Source organism: Streptomyces sp. NPDC002676, from assembly GCF_053592455.1.
This window is the reverse complement of sequence record NZ_JBSFVT010000009.1, coordinates 34,079-48,356: the sequence shown is the minus strand read 5'-3', so window position 1 is coordinate 48,356 and position 14,278 is coordinate 34,079. Positions and strand designations below refer to the sequence as shown.

13 protein-coding genes are annotated in these 14,278 nt (G+C 71.9%); 9 read left to right on the top strand and 4 right to left on the bottom strand.

Going from position 1 to position 14,278, the window contains the following annotated elements; genetic code table 11:
• Window positions 1-284 precede the first annotated feature (284 nt).
• The 4 genes from ACWD3E_RS24590 to ACWD3E_RS24575 all read right to left on the bottom strand — a co-directional run bounded on the left by ACWD3E_RS24590 (window position 285) and on the right by ACWD3E_RS24575 (window position 3,482).
• Complete coding sequence (locus ACWD3E_RS24590) at window positions 285-713, bottom strand: (deoxy)nucleoside triphosphate pyrophosphohydrolase (RefSeq protein ID WP_451389715.1); 429 nt, start codon at window positions 711-713, stop codon at window positions 285-287.
• Window positions 714-781: 68 nt separating this feature from the next.
• The gene (locus ACWD3E_RS24585; RefSeq protein ID WP_451389714.1) at window positions 782-973 is read right to left on the bottom strand and encodes an SPOR domain-containing protein; all 192 of its coding nucleotides are present in this window, start codon (window positions 971-973) and stop codon (window positions 782-784) included.
• Window positions 974-1,306: 333 nt separating this feature from the next.
• On the bottom strand, window positions 1,307-2,059 hold the full coding sequence (locus tag ACWD3E_RS24580) for a GntR family transcriptional regulator (RefSeq protein ID WP_451389713.1): 753 nt from the start codon (window positions 2,057-2,059) through the stop codon (window positions 1,307-1,309).
• A gap of 199 nt (window positions 2,060-2,258) precedes the next feature.
• On the bottom strand, window positions 2,259-3,482 hold the full coding sequence (locus ACWD3E_RS24575; protein WP_451389712.1) for a beta-ketoacyl-[acyl-carrier-protein] synthase family protein: 1,224 nt from the start codon (window positions 3,480-3,482) through the stop codon (window positions 2,259-2,261).
• A 622-nt stretch (window positions 3,483-4,104) separates the two neighbouring features.
• On the opposite strand from ACWD3E_RS24575, the gene ACWD3E_RS24570 reads away from it, so the two are divergent.
• From ACWD3E_RS24570 to ACWD3E_RS24530, 9 genes are all read left to right on the top strand, one after another.
• Complete coding sequence (locus tag ACWD3E_RS24570; RefSeq protein WP_451389711.1) at window positions 4,105-5,475, top strand: class II 3-deoxy-7-phosphoheptulonate synthase; 1,371 nt, start codon at window positions 4,105-4,107, stop codon at window positions 5,473-5,475.
• A gap of 289 nt (window positions 5,476-5,764) precedes the next feature.
• On the top strand, window positions 5,765-6,679 hold the full coding sequence (locus ACWD3E_RS24565; protein ID WP_451389710.1) for a helix-turn-helix domain-containing protein: 915 nt from the start codon (window positions 5,765-5,767) through the stop codon (window positions 6,677-6,679).
• Window positions 6,676-6,882 carry a hypothetical protein gene (locus ACWD3E_RS24560; RefSeq protein WP_451389709.1) on the top strand — a complete coding sequence of 69 codons (207 nt, stop codon included), beginning with the start codon at window positions 6,676-6,678 and terminating at the stop codon, window positions 6,880-6,882. Before ACWD3E_RS24565 ends, ACWD3E_RS24560 begins: the two co-directional genes overlap by 4 nt.
• Window positions 6,879-8,873 carry a BTAD domain-containing putative transcriptional regulator gene (locus ACWD3E_RS24555; RefSeq protein ID WP_451389708.1) on the top strand — a complete coding sequence of 665 codons (1,995 nt, stop codon included), beginning with the start codon at window positions 6,879-6,881 and terminating at the stop codon, window positions 8,871-8,873. Before ACWD3E_RS24560 ends, ACWD3E_RS24555 begins: the two co-directional genes overlap by 4 nt.
• Window positions 8,874-9,188: 315 nt before the next feature.
• Window positions 9,189-10,073, top strand: a complete 885-nt coding sequence (locus tag ACWD3E_RS24550) for an alpha/beta fold hydrolase (RefSeq protein WP_451389707.1) — start codon at window positions 9,189-9,191, stop codon at window positions 10,071-10,073.
• Between the two features lie 148 nt (window positions 10,074-10,221).
• Entirely contained in the window at window positions 10,222-11,367 is a 1,146-nt protein-coding gene (locus ACWD3E_RS24545; RefSeq protein WP_451389706.1) for an SDR family oxidoreductase, read from the top strand.
• Between the two features lie 59 nt (window positions 11,368-11,426).
• Complete coding sequence (locus tag ACWD3E_RS24540; protein WP_451389705.1) at window positions 11,427-11,711, top strand: hypothetical protein; 285 nt, start codon at window positions 11,427-11,429, stop codon at window positions 11,709-11,711.
• Entirely contained in the window at window positions 11,711-13,273 is a 1,563-nt protein-coding gene (locus ACWD3E_RS24535; RefSeq protein WP_451389704.1) for a class I adenylate-forming enzyme family protein, read from the top strand. The genes ACWD3E_RS24540 and ACWD3E_RS24535 overlap by 1 nt, the downstream gene beginning before the upstream one ends.
• A complete protein-coding gene (locus tag ACWD3E_RS24530; RefSeq protein WP_451389703.1) occupies window positions 13,270-14,265 on the top strand; it encodes a transglutaminase domain-containing protein in 996 nt (331 codons plus the stop codon). Before ACWD3E_RS24535 ends, ACWD3E_RS24530 begins: the two co-directional genes overlap by 4 nt.
• Window positions 14,266-14,278: the final 13 nt, after the last annotated feature.

The following is a 14,278-nucleotide window of genomic DNA, read 5'->3' as shown; positions in this document are numbered from 1 at the left end:
CCGGTTTCGTGGGGTTAATGAGCACATACCCGATATTCGGGTCGCAGTACCGCGCGGGAGGGCGCACTGTGGCACGAACGGCGTACGAGGCGCCCCGCACAGCCGACACGAGCACCCCGGCCCAGTCCCTGTCGTCGAATTCCCGTCGTCCGCCCGGAGGGCGGGCCGCGCGGCGTCTGGTGCGTGCAGCTGCAAGGCGGAGGAGGGAGTCGACGATGGGGGTCCCCCCTCTGGGGGAGCGCGTGCCAGGCGTCGCGCGGCAGGCAGGAATTTGACGACAGGACCTAGGCCCACCCTCCCCCACGCTCGGCCGGCAGCACGGCCAGCGACTCGATCTCCCGCACCGCCGCCACGTCCTGGTCCAGCCACTCCACGTCCCAGACCTCGGCCGGAGTCAACCAGCGCAGCTCGTCGTGGTCCTGGAGGGGCTGCGGGGCGCCGGAGCCGGGGCGCAGCCGGGCGGTCCAGACGTGCAGGACGTACGGCGGCTTCAGGGGCCACTCCCCCGGCACGCGCTCGACGGGCTCGGCGTCGACGCCGAGTTCCTCGCGCAGTTCGCGTGCCAGGGCGTCCTCGGACAGCTCGCCCGGCTCGACCTTGCCGCCGGGCAGCTCCCAGCGTCCGGCCAGTTCGGGGGGCGCGCTGCGGCGCGCGGCGAGCAGGCGGCCCTCGTCGAGCAGGGCGGCTCCCACCACCACGATCCGTTCCGTCATGCGACGGAGCCTACGGGAGCGCACAGATGGTCAGTTCCGGGCGCTGTCCCCATCCCCGCTACGGCCGCTCAGTTGCGCGCGCCGTCATCGTTCTGGCCGATGCGTTCGACCCAGTAGACCTGCTTGTGGCCGCGGTCGTCGAGACTGTCGGCGATCTTCTGGGCCTCCGCCCGCGTCGCGTACCGGCCGACGCGGTAGCGATTGCCGGTGTCGTCCTGCCGTATCACGATCCAGGGCAACGCGACCGTGCCCTCACTCATGGCTCTCACCGCCCCCATCGCCCCTTCCCCTCTCGGGTCCCCGCCGTACCCCGCCCAAGGAAACCGCAATACGCATATGCCTGAGCGTACGCCCAACCTTTACGGAGCGAATACGGCTTTTCACAAAGAGGTACGCAACCAGCCAGAACGTCAGGGGCGCACGATGCCGAACGCGCCCCGGCGCACGAGGCTGCCCGGGGTCCGGGGCATGCCGGGTACACCGGGGGTCACCTGGGAAAACGGCCGGATTGCAACGGCGGACGGGGCCGGCTGGACGGCCGCACGCCCGGTGTACGCGCCGTACAGGTGTGCGCTACCTCACGATGGCGTGCGCTACTTCACGGGCAGGTGGTACGCGACCCGGTAGCGGTCGGCCGGGATCACGACGTCGGCCGTCTCCACCGGTCGGCCCGAGGCGTAGTACGTGCGCTGGACGACGACGACCACATGGCCCGGGACGCCGCCCAGGAGGTGCAGCTCCTCGGCGAGGCCGGGGCGGGCGCCGACCTCCTCGGTGACGTTGTCCACGATGACGTCGATGGCGCGCATGCGCTCGACCACGCCCATGCCGCCGAGCGGGCCCTCCTCGGGCAGCATCACGGGCGTGCGGCCGGTGAGGGCGAGAGGCTCCCAGGAGGTGGAGAGCATCATCGGCTCGCCGGACTCCCGGAACAGGTACTTGGTGCGCATGACCCGGTCGCCGGGCTGGACCGCGAGCCGCTCGGCGATGACGGCACCGGCCTCGGCCTGCTCGCTGCTGGACTCCCAGGTGCCGCGCGCCGAGGCGTCGGCCTGCTCCTGCCGGAAGGGCGTGGCTCCCCCGGACGGGCGGAACCCGGAGCGGGCGACCCGCCGGGGCACGGGCCGCTCGCGCACGTACGTCCCCGAGCCGGAGCGGCCCTCGACCAGGCCCTCGGCCATCAGCACCTTGCGGGCTTCCAACGCGACCGTGTCCGAGACGCCGTACTCCTCGCGGATGCGGGCCTGGGAGGGCAGGCGGGTGTGGGGCGGCAGCGAACCGTCGACGATCTTCTTGCGGAGATCACCCGCGACACGCAGGTAGGCCGGCTGCTCACCGAAAGTCACTGGCCGCTCCCATCAGGTTGTACAGACAGCAACAGACTGGCAACCGTGGGTTGTGGCATGCAAGTAAAGGCCAGAGATTCACTCGATGTGATGACATGAGGCCGGGGCGGGCTCTGCCCAGGCACTTTCTCCCCTCTACAGCCGCGGTCACACCTGCGTGCGTTGCGGAGCTTCGGCCGTCGTCTCCCAGGTCCGTGGCTCAGGCGGCGTGCGTCATGACCAGGCTCACGTTGTGGCCGCCGAAGCCGAAGGAGTTCGCGAGGGCCGCGTTCCACCGGCCGGTGCGGTTCTCGCCCCGCACCAGGTCCAGGCGGAGCTCCGGATCCGGCTCCTGGAGGTTGCGCACCGCCGGTACGACCCCGTGGTGCAGGGACAGCAGCGCCGAGACGGCGCCGAACGCGCCGGACGCGCCCAGCATGTGTCCTGTCATGGACTTGATAGCCGTCACCGCCGCCTCCTCGCCGACGACCTTCGTCAGCGCTTCGGCCTCCGCGAGGTCGCCGCTCGGGGTGGAGGTGGCGTGTGCCTGGACGTGTCCGATGTCCCGTGCTGTCAGGCCCGCGTCGGCCAACGCCGTCCTCATCGCCTGCACCTGGCCCTCCGCGTCGGACGCGGTGATGTGATACGCGCTGGAGTGCACGGCCGCTCCCGCCACCGCACCGTAGACGCGTGCCCCGCGCGCCCGGGCGAACTCCGCGCGTTCCAGCACCACCAGGGCCGCGCCCTCGGCGATCACGAATCCGGACCGTGCCGCGTCGAACGGCCGGGACACGGCCGCCGGGTCGCCGTCCTGCACGGACAACGCCTTCATCTGCGCGAACGCCGCGACCATGAACGGGTGCAAGCAGGCCTCGGTGCCTCCGGCGACCACCACGTCCGCACGGCCCGCCCGGATCAGGTCCAGCCCCAGCGCGATGGACTCCGCACCGGAGGCACAGGCGCTGACCGGGGTGCGGGCTCCGGCCCGGGCCCCCAGTTCCATGGAGACCCACGCGGCCGGTCCGTTGGGCATCAGCATCGGCACCGCGAAGGGTGACAGGCGCCGCATGCCCGAACTCTCGTAGAGGTCGTCCTGGCCCAGGGCGCTGAGCACGCCGCCGATGCCGGTGCCGACCGCGACGGCCAGCCGCTCCGGTTCGACCGCGGGGCGGCCCGCGTCCAGCCATGCCTCGCGGGCGGCGACCACGGCCAGTTGCTCGCCCCGGTCCAGCTTGCGGGCCTGCACGCGGCCGAGGGCCTCGGCCGGGTCGGACTCCACGGTACCGGCGATGCGCACGGGCAGATCCGCGGGCCAGTCGTCGTCGAGCGCGCGGACGCCCGACCGTCCGGCCAGCAGCCCGTCCCAGGACGCGGCGGCGGTTGCTCCCAGTGGCGTCACCGCACCCACACCTGTCACCAGTACGTCGTCACCGTGCGGGGCCATTCATGTCTCCTCGGTTCCGGCGGGACCCTGTGTCCATACGCCCCTCACCTTCGCCCGGCGGCGTGACGGGGACGGCCCCCGGACGCGAACGGGCAAGAGATTCTGCGTGAAAGTGGCAGGAGCGGGCCGGCCGACCGGTCCGCCCAGCGCCCTTTGCCGGCACCGCTGTTGTCGTGCGCGGACCTGCGGCCTGCGGTCCCAGCAGAGATGGGCGGGTTCCGCGCGTGCCGAAGCGGGGGTTCCGGACGAACGGCGATCGCGCGTGATTCGGCAAGGGTCGGTGCGCGGCGCGGCAACCGGGTCCGCAGGGGCGTCCGTAGAGTCGCCGTCATCGCGGTGAGTCCGGGGTCGTACACGGTCCGGACAGCGGGACATCGGCCGGGTATGGGGGCCGTGACCCGCGCGTGACACCGCTCGGCCCGCGTCCGCACTCCCCTGGCCGCGGCTCTCCCGCCGACCGCTCCCTCTCGCACATCCCCCGGCGAGGCGGGCGCCGGCGACGGCGGGAGGGCCGCTCCGCACCCGCGGACTCGTGGTCCGCGGACCCGCACGGCACCGATCGCCGAACCAACCCTTCCCGGACAAGAGTGAGGCTCAGCCCGACATGAATGCTGATCAACGCATGACGGATGTGGATACCTGGCGCCTTCTTCCGGCCGCCCAGCAGCCCGACTGGCCCGACCCGGACGCCCTGCGGGACGTCCTCGGTGAACTCGCGACCTGCCCGCCGCTGGTGTTCGCCGGCGAGTGCGACCAGCTGAAGGACCGCATCGCCCGGGTGGCCAGGGGCGAGGCGTTCCTGCTCCAGGGCGGCGACTGTGCCGAGACCTTCGACGGGATCAGCGCCGATCAGGTGCGGGACAAGGTCAAGACGCTGCTCCAGATGGCCGCCGTCCTCACCTATGCCTCCTCCGTCCCGGTGGTGAAGATCGGCAGAATTGCCGGCCAGTACTCCAAGCCGCGTTCCCGCGCGGTCGAGGTGCGCGGCGGGGTCACCCTGCCCGTCTACCGGGGCGACGCGGTCAACGGCCTGGAGTTCACGGCCGAGGCCCGCCGGCCGGATCCGGAGCGCCTCAAGCGGATGTACCACGCCTCCGCCGCCACCCTGAACCTCATCCGCGCCTACGTCACCGGCGGGTACGCCGATCTGCGCCAAGTACACGAGTGGAACCGGGACTTCGTCGCCAATTCTCCCATCGGCGCGCGCTACGAGGACCTCGCCCGGCACATCGACCGCACGCTGGCCTTCCTCGCCGCCTGCGGCGCCGACCCCAGCGAGCTCCACTTGGCGGAGTTCTACTCCAGCCATGAGGCACTCCTGCTCGACTACGAGCAGGCCCTGACCCGGACCGACTCCCGCACCGGGCAGCGCTACGACGCCTCGGGGCATTTCATCTGGATCGGTGAGCGAACTCGCCAACTCGACGGCGCGCACGTGGAGTTCGCCGCGAGCGTGCGCAATCCCGTGGCCGTCAAGCTGGGACCGACGGTCACCCGGGCCGAGGTGCTCGCGCTCATCGACAGGCTGGACCCCGAACGGGAGCCGGGACGTCTGTCGTTCATCACCCGGATGGGCCGCGACCAGGTCCGCGACGTCCTGCCGGAACTCGTCGATGCGGCCGGCTCCGCGGACGCACCGATCGCCTGGATCTGCGACCCGATGCACGGCAACACCTTCGAGGCGGCCAGCGGCCACAAGACGCGCCGCTTCGACGACGTGCTCGACGAGGTGACGGGCTTCTTCGAGGTGCACCGCGCACTGGGCACCCACCCGGGCGGCATCCACATCGAGCTGACCGGCGACGACGTGACCGAATGCGTCGGAGGCGGGGACCCGATCAGTCTCACCGACCTGCACCGGCGCTACCAGACGGCCTGCGACCCACGGCTCAACCGCTACCAGGCGCTCGATCTCGCCTTCCAGGTCGCGGAGTTGTACGGGGACCGTGCCGTGCCCACCGACGTCCGCCCGCCGATGGCCGAGGCCGCCTGAGCCCTCTCCCCCCGACGCACGAACCGACGCACGAACCGGCGCACGAACCGGCGTACGGACCGGCGCGCGGGAAGTTCGGCCGGAACTCGCCACCGGCCCGCCACCCTTCCCGCGCCCGGCGCGCCCACATCTTGATCAAAGTAGCAAACCTGCATGCCGGTATGTTTTTCTGTCATGGCTCGATCGAAAGCTCGTGCCAAACAGGGGGTAAGTCATGCACAGTGTCAGCGGGGTGAAACCTCGCCAGGCGCGCACGTGCTCAATCGATCCGCCGACCGGGGGCGGCGGAGTGCAGATCGTCAAAAGTCACGAGGAAGTTCTGGACGGGACGGCGGTGCGCCACCGCTTCGGCGAGGTGACCGTCTCGCTGGTCCAGGGGGGTCCCAGGGAGCTCGTCCGGTCCGGTCGGCAGATAGACGACAGGGAGCAGCCCCGGTTGCGCATGTGCCGGCCGCTGGACGGCGAGGTGTGGGTGTTCCAGGACGGCCGCCACGCGGCGATACGCCCGCCGCAGCTCATATGCTTCGACACCGGCCGCCCGTTCAAGGTGATCATGCCGGAGAAGTTCCGCATGGTCGACGTCATGGTGCCGCACTCGCTCGTCGGCCTCACCGCCGCCGACACCCGGCAGCTGACCGCCCTCGCCTGGAGCGGCGACCAGGGGGCCGCGGCCCTTCTGAGCAGCTTACTCGAAGGCCTGGACCGACACGGCGAGGAAGTGGAGACGGCCGTCGATCTGCTCGGGGGCAGCGTCGCCGGACTGACCGCGGTGCTCTTCGTCGAGCGGATGCGCGAGGTCGCCGCGGACGGCGAGGACGCCCGCCAGGCTCTGATGCTGCGGATCCAGGCCCATGCGCGCAAGCGGTTAGCGGAGCCCGACCTGAGCCCCGTGGAGATCGCCCGCCGGCACAACATCTCCCTTCGCTACCTGCAGAAGATCTTCCAGGAATACGGCGTCAGCCCGGCCCGCTGGATCCGCGACGAGCGGCTGGCGCGCTGTCGGTCGGAACTGGCCGACCCCTCCCTCGACCACCTGCCCGTCGCCCTGATCGGCGAACGGGCCGGCCTGTACGGGGCGTCCCACTTCAGCCGTCTCTTCCGCAGCCGTTACGGCGTCACTCCCAGCGAGTTCCGCAAAGAGCGGCGCGCCGCGGAGCACCGTCTCCACACCGAATCCGCCGAGCGCTGCGGAGCCCCCTCATGACCGCGGGTACGAACGCCGCCAAGACGGCGCGCTACGGAGCGGTCGAGCACTTCCTCGGCCTGCTCGTGCCCGGCGGACTGCCGCCGGAGGTGTCCTCCCCCGGCCCGCTGCTGCCCGCCGCACCGGTAACGCACCACAGCGCGGCGGCGAGCGGGACCGTACCGGACCGGGCCTCGGCCCCGAACCGGGGGAGGACGCCATGAGGCCCATGAGCAGCGGCCTGACGGCGGCCCCCGCGGCCCGCGAAGCCGCCGGGGACACGCAGGGCCTGCGTATCAAGGTGCTCGGCCCCCTGGAGGTCCACGTGGGGGGCGAGCGGCGCACTCTCACGGCGCCGATGGCGCGGCGGGCCATGGCCGTACTGCTGCTGGACGCCAACCGCCTGGTGTCCACCCAGGCCCTCGTCGAGGATCTGTGGGACGGGGAACCGCCCCGGCTCGCCCGCAAGACCGTGCAGACCTACATCTACCAGCTGCGTCAGGTCCTCAAGGGCAGCACGACCGGCTCCGAGGAACGCCTGGAGACCGGACCCGGCGGCTACCGGCTGACGGCCCGTCCGGGGGAGCTGGACCTCTGGGAGTTCGAGCAGCGCGTGGCCCGCGCCCGCACGGCGCTCGGCTCCGGCGCGCCCGAGGACGCCGCCCAGCTGCTGCGCGAAGGGCTCGCGCTGTGGCGCGGAGAGCCGTTCGCCGGCCTGGAGGCCGGTCCGCTGCTGACCGCGCGGATCGCGCAGATCGGCGAGGCCCGGCTCGGCGCGCTGGAGCTGCGCATCGAGGCGGATCTGCAACTCGGCCGTCACCAGGCGCTGGTGGCGGAGCTGCGCCGGCTCACCGTGGATCATCCGCTCGACGAGCGGTTCACCGCGCAGCTGATGATCGCCGCGAACCGGTCCGGACAGCGCAGTACGGCCCTCGACGCGTATCTGCGGCTGCGGCAGCGGTTGGTGGACAAGCTGGGCATCGAGCCGTCCGAACGGCTTCGCAAGCTCCAGCAGGACGTCCTGCGCGAGGTGCTGCCCTCGGCCGCGGCGCCGGAGCAGGTGGCGGTACGGCGTACGGCGCGCACGACACCGCCGCCCGCGCCCTGCCGCCCCGCGGTGGACCAACTCCCCTTGGACACTGGTGACTTCGTGGGCCGGGAGGAGGAACTGAGGCAGATCACCGAGCGCTTCGACGCGCCCGGTCCCCAGGTGATCACCCTGCTCGGGCCGGCGGGCGTCGGCAAGACCGCGCTCGCCGTGCGGGCGGCCCGCACGCTGGCCGGACGGTTCCCCGATGGGCTGCTGTACGCGTCCCTGCACGACGGATCCGACCGGCCGCGCACCCCCGAGACCGTCCTGCGGTCCCTGCTCGACGGACTCGGCATCGGCCGGCCACGGCAGCCCGAGGACACCGAGGGGCTCGCCGCGCTCTTCCGGGCCGCCGCCCGGGAACGGTCCCTGCTAGTGCTGCTCGACGACGCCGCCGGTACCGACCAGGTGCTCCCGCTGCTGCCCGGCGGCGCCGCCTGCCTGACCTTGGTGACCTCGCGGGTCCGGCTGTCCGGGCTGCCCGGCGCCCGGCGCCTGGCCCTCGGGCCGCTCGGCGCCGAGGACGCGGCCTCGTTCTTCGGCCGGCTGGTCGGCGAGGAGCGCATCGCCGGGGACCGCACGGCGCTCGAGCACATAGTCGCCCGCATGGGAAACCATCCGTTCATGCTGCGTGCCGTCGGCGAGATGTACGCGGCCCGTCCCATGTGGACGCTCGCGGACCTGGCCGCCGGCCTGCTCGACGACGACCGGCTGGTCGCCGAGCTTCAGGACGAGGCCTGCGCCGCGCTGGCGCGGGCGGACAGCGCCCTGGCCCGGCTCGCGCCCTGGCTGCGCAGGTCGGTGTTCCTGCTCGCCACGGCGGGCCCCGGCCCCTTCGGCACGGAACAGGTCAAGCAGGTGCTGGAACTCGACACCTGGAGCGCCCAGTCGGTCGTGGGCCGGCTGCTGGACCGGCACGTCCTTGTCCTCGCCGGCGGTCCGCCGGGCAACTCGGCCACTTTCCGGGTCCCGGAGCTGATCCGCTTCGGTGTCCTCGCGCACGCGGGGGAGGGCGCGCGGGTGGTGCCGTTGGCCGACCGGACGTGCCCGGATCCGCCCCCGGCGGGCTGCGACCGCCCGGTGCGGCCGGCCCTGTACCCGGCCCGGCGCGCCGGCGCTTTGTGACTCCGGCACCCGGTGTACGCCCCTGCCCGTTGCGGCGGGGGCGTACGCCTTTCCCGGCCGGTTCCCGGTGCCCGGTCGCCGGACGCACCCGGTTCTCGTTCCCGGCTTGTCGCCCTGCTTGACAGGGAATCCGGCCGGGCCCCCACAAGCCCCCGCCGGCCTCCCTGTAAACCCACCTTGACCAGCCCTCTTTCCCACCCTTGGACGCTCCTTGCGCGGGTGTTGAACGGGCTGGCCGAGTCTGGACACCGGCGACGGCTGCCCGCCCGAATCGCTTCCCGTCGCACGACCGAACGAAACAGCCAAGGAGACCCCATGACGGACCAGCAGTTCGGCCAGCTCGACGTCCGCTACCTCAACCACTCGGCGCTCGCTCTGCCCGGCGGCGGCGAGCTGTACTACGAGGACAGCGGAGAGGGCCCGGCGGTGACCCTGCTGAACAACTTCTACATCGTCAGCCCGATCTGGCGGAACTTCACCACCGCGCTGGCCGACGACTTCCGGCTCGTCCACTACGACCTGCGCAACCAGGGGGCCTCCAACCCGGGCCCGGAGCCGGTCTCGTTCATGGACCACGTCGAGGACCTGCGCGCGCTGCTGGACCACCTTGGCATCGAGCAGACCTACCTCGTCGGCACCTCGATCTCGACGCTCATCGCCCGTGAGTTCGCCCTGAAGTACCCGGAGCGGGTGGCCGGTCTGGTGCTGGTGGGCCCGGCGTTCTCGCCCAACGGCTCCCTGCGCCGCAAGCTGATCAGCCGCTCCTGGCTGGCCAGCCTCGAATCCGGTGGCACCCAGCAGCTGTTCAACCACCTCTACCCGCTGGTCTTCCCGGACCAGATGATCCACCAGGGGGGCACCGCCGCCTACCTGGCGCTGAAGGACAACTTCCTGAGCCTGCTCTCCGTCAGCTCCATCCGGGAGAACCTGATCGCCTCCCTGGAGATCGAGGACGACCCCGAGGCGCTCGGCCGCATCACCGCCCCCACGCTGATCATCAACGGCGACGGCGACTTCGCCTGGAGCGAGTCCGTCACCGAGGACGCCCTCGCGCGGATCCCGGACAGCCGGGCGATCACCCTCAAGCACGCCGGCCACGTGCCGTTCTTCGACGACCCGCAGGGCTTCCAGAAGGCCGTCTCCGAGTTCGCGCATGAGCTGGAGGCGCGACGCGCCGCCACCGTCGGCGGCGCCGCCTAGCAGGGACGGGCAGCACGGGGCGAGACCCGGGTCCGGCGATCCCGGACCCGCCGGCCCCCGCACCGCCCGCCCACCACAACGCATCCCGCTGCGTCACAGCAGCACCCGATCGACGCACACCACATCGCGACGCTGGAGACAAACACCCATGACAACACGTCTGTTGACCGGGGCCACGGGCTTCGTCGGCGGGGCCATCGTCCTGGAACTGCTCGACAAGACCGACGAGCCCGTCATCGCACTGGTCCGCGGCAAGGACGACGCGGAGGCAACGTCGCGCCTGCACGACGTGCTCACGGGCATGGCGGACGGCTACGGCCGGTCCGACCTGCGCCCGGAGATCCTGCGCCGGACCAAGGCCGTGCACGGCGACATGACCGCCGACGGCTGCGGCGTCGACCTCACCGTGCTGCCGGCCGTCGACGAGGTCTGGCACTGCGCCGCCTCGCTGCGCTACGAGGAGGAGTACCGCACCGAGATCGAGGAGCAGAACGTCCAGGGCACCGCCAACGTCCTCGACCTGGCCCGCAAGCTGGGCGCCCGCACCTTCAACCACGTCAGCACCGCCTACGTCGCCGGCTCGAGCACCGGCCGGATCGCCGAGGGTCCGGTGACGGACCAGTCGCTGGCCAACAACTGCTACGAGCAGACCAAGATGCAGGGCGAGGCACTCGTCGCGGAGGCCGCCGAGCACATGCGGGTGCGCATCATGCGGCCCACCGTCGTCATCGGCCACAGCGCCAACCGGCACGGACTGAACTGGTCGGGCCTGTACGGCTTCGCCCGCCAGGTGCTGATCTTCAAGAAGATGGCCTCCCGCAAGCTCGGCACCTACCTGTCGCACGCCCGGGTCCGGCTGCTGGCCGAGCCCGACACCCTCGTCAACCTCGTCCCGGTCGACATCGTCGCCCGCAACGCGGTCGCCATCGCCCTGTCCGACTCGCCGGAGACCTACTTCCACCTCGGCAACTCCGGGGGAATAACGGTCCACGATCTGGTCACCAAGGTCTTCGAGCTGATCGGCCTGCGCGAACCGATGTGGGTGGACGACCGCGACAGCTTCACGGCGATCGACGAGGCCCTCGACGGCGGCATGGACTTCTACCGCTCCTACCTGCGCTACGACAAGCGCTTCGACCTCTCCCACACCGCCGCCGTCTGCGGCGACGACGCGTCCTATGCGCCCCTCGGACAGGACGAGGTGGCCGAGTACCTCCTCTACTACCTGCGCACCCTGCGCGGCTTCGAGGAGAACAGCGGCTCCGAGCGGGTCGTCCACCCGGTCGCCGTCTGATCCGGCCCGTCACAAGACCCCGAGCCTGCGTTCCACCGCGGGCCGTCACTGGAGGAGACATGTACGACAGCACGACGGTCGCGGAGCAGCTGCGCGGCCTGCTGGAGAACGCGGTCGGCGCTCCGCTGCCGCTGGACGACCCCGCGGCCCGTGCGGCGTCACTGTGGAACCTGGGGCTCACCTCGGCGGGCTTCATACGCCTGCTCGCCGACATCGAGGACGGCTTCGGCCTCGCCTGGGACCTGGACGAGCCGACGGAGGCGTTCTCGTCCTACGACGCGCTGCTGGCCCACGTCGTCGACCACCTCGGCCGCCGGGCCGACGCTTCCACGGAAGGCGTGTGATGGCCCGCGTGAACCGCCGGCTCGCGCTGGCCACCGCACCGGCCGAGGCCGCCCGCCGCCACGGCTCGGTGCCCATCCGCCTCGACCGGGTCCTCGACCTGTTCCCGGACGCGGGCCGGGCGTTCGACTACGCCACCTTCGCGGACCTGGTCGAGCAGGCCGCTGCCCTGCTAGCCGGGGCCGGCGTCACGGCGGGTCAACGCATCATGATCGTCAAGCAGCCCAACTTCGACATCACCCTGCTGGCCTTCGCCTGCGCCCGGATCGGCGCCGTACCGGTGCTGGTCCACTCGGCCGTCGGCAGCCAGCCGCTCGGCGTCATGACGGAGCGGGCCGCCCCGGCAGCCGTTTTCACCGACGCCGTGACGGAGGCGGCCGGAGTGCTGGACCATGTCGACACCGGCATCCCGCGCTGGTACGTCGGCCCGCGCGGCGAGCACGGGTCCTCCCTGCTCGACGCGGAGCGCGGTGCGGTCCCGGCCGCCGAGGTGCCGCGCGAGGACACCCCGACGCTGGTCACCCACAGTTCGGGCACCACCGGGGTGCCCAAGCTGGTGCTGCACTCCGTGCACAGCTTCGCCGGCCACGCCCGCCCTCAGGTCCTCATCGGCCGGGCCCTGCGCGTGCGCGACCCGTACCTGATGTGCATGTCGCCGGTGCACGCCCGCTGCATGTCCGGGATGCTGGCCGTCCTCGCGCTCGGTCTGCCGCTCGGCTTCCTCACCGACCCGGCGCCGCAGAACGCGGCCGAGCTGCTCGCCGCGGTACGGCCGGGCGTTGTGGAGACCGTGCCGAACGCCTTCATCCGCTGGGAGGAGGTGGCCGAGGAGCAGCCCGAACTCCTCGCACAGGTAAGGCTGTTCGTCAGCTCCTTCGATGCCGCCCACCCCCGCACCATCCGCACCCTGCTGACCGCGGCCCGGCCGGGCGCCCGCTACCTCCAGGCGTACGGCCAGACCGAGACCGGACCGGTGACCGTCAAGTCGCACCGGCTGAAGAGCCGTTGCGAGGACGGTCGTTGCGTCGGCCGGCCCCTCCCCGGGCAAACCAGGATCCGGGTCCTCGACGACGACGGCAACCGGGCCCGCAAGGGCACCCCCGGCCAGATCTTCGCCCGCTCCTCCGGAATCACCCCCAGCTATCTGGGCGCTGACGACCAGCGGGTCGACGGCTGGTGGGCCATGGGTGACTACGGCCTGATGAGCGATCGCGGCTGTCTGCACCTGTACGACCGGATCGTGGACCGGGGCAGCGGCATGGAGAGCCTGCTGGCGGCCGAGGACGACATCCTCGAAAGCCTGCCGCAGCTCACCGAGGCAGTGATCATCCCCATGGACGAGGGTCCCGCGATCCCGCTCGTGGTCACCCGCGGCGACGCCCCACTGGACCTCGCCGCCTGGAAGCGCGCGGTCGCCGGGCTGCCGGAACTCGCGCCGCCCGTGCAGTGCCGGTGGGACGACATCCCGCACACGGCCACCTGGAAGGTCAAGCGGCTGGAGGTCAAGCGCCTGCTGGCCGCCGGTGACCTGCCGGTGCTGGCGTCCGCAGGGGAGGAGCGATGACCACGGCTGCGTCGCGCCGGGGCACCACCGCCGAGGAACTCTGGCTGAGCTGGCTCCCGGCGGTGGAACGTCTCGTCGCCGTCCCCGAGGCGTTCCGCTCCCCCCAACTCCCCCACGAGGAGGCGGCCCGCGAGCTCGGCATCGACGGGGACCTCCTGGAACACCTGGTAGGCGCCGGCTTCCCGGCCGAGAACACCCCGGACGGCCTCCGCTACGACTACCACGACGTGATGAACCTCGGGCTCCAGTCCCGCGCCGGCCGCTCCCTGGCCGAGCTGGGCGAACGCCAGTGCATGCGGCTGGCCGCCGGCACGCCCGACCAATGGCTGACCGAGCGCGTCACCCGGATCCGGCTCACCGCCACCTGCTCGGCCCCCGGCTGCACCGCCACCGCGGAGCCGGCCGCTCCCTCGCCCGGACTGTTCGAGGGGCAGCTGACCGAATGGTCCCGGGGCGACGGACAGCCCGGCTCGATGCTGGCCACGGTCACCACCCGCGGCCATCGGGACACCCCACACACCGAGGCGGTCCGCCGCATCCACGACGACCTGCTCGACCGGTTGGTCTCCGGCGAGTACCAGTACGGCTGGGTGCCCGAATCGCTCCGGGCCCGCCCCGCCACCGCGATCGCGCACCGCACCGTGGACTGCGTCGTCGCCGCCTGGCAGATGCAGCAGTGGGCCGAGGAAGCGGGACTGCGCGCCCGTACCCGCCGTGGATTCCTGCTCGGCCTGGTCGGGGTCGAGCACGCCTGGACCGAGGTGTTCGAGGAGGGCCGCTGGCTCCCCCTGGACCCGGTGCTGGCTTACCTCGGCTCCCGTCATCAGACCACCCACCCCGAGTTCGCCGACTTCACCCGAGGTTCGGTGCACAACCGGCTCCTGGCCTGGGACCGGTCCGTCGACGACTCGCTGGCCGACCACCACTGCCCCACCGGCGGACATGTCCGCGTCGACTGCCGCCAACTCCCCGCCCCCCGTACCCCCGCCTGATCAACGGGCGGAC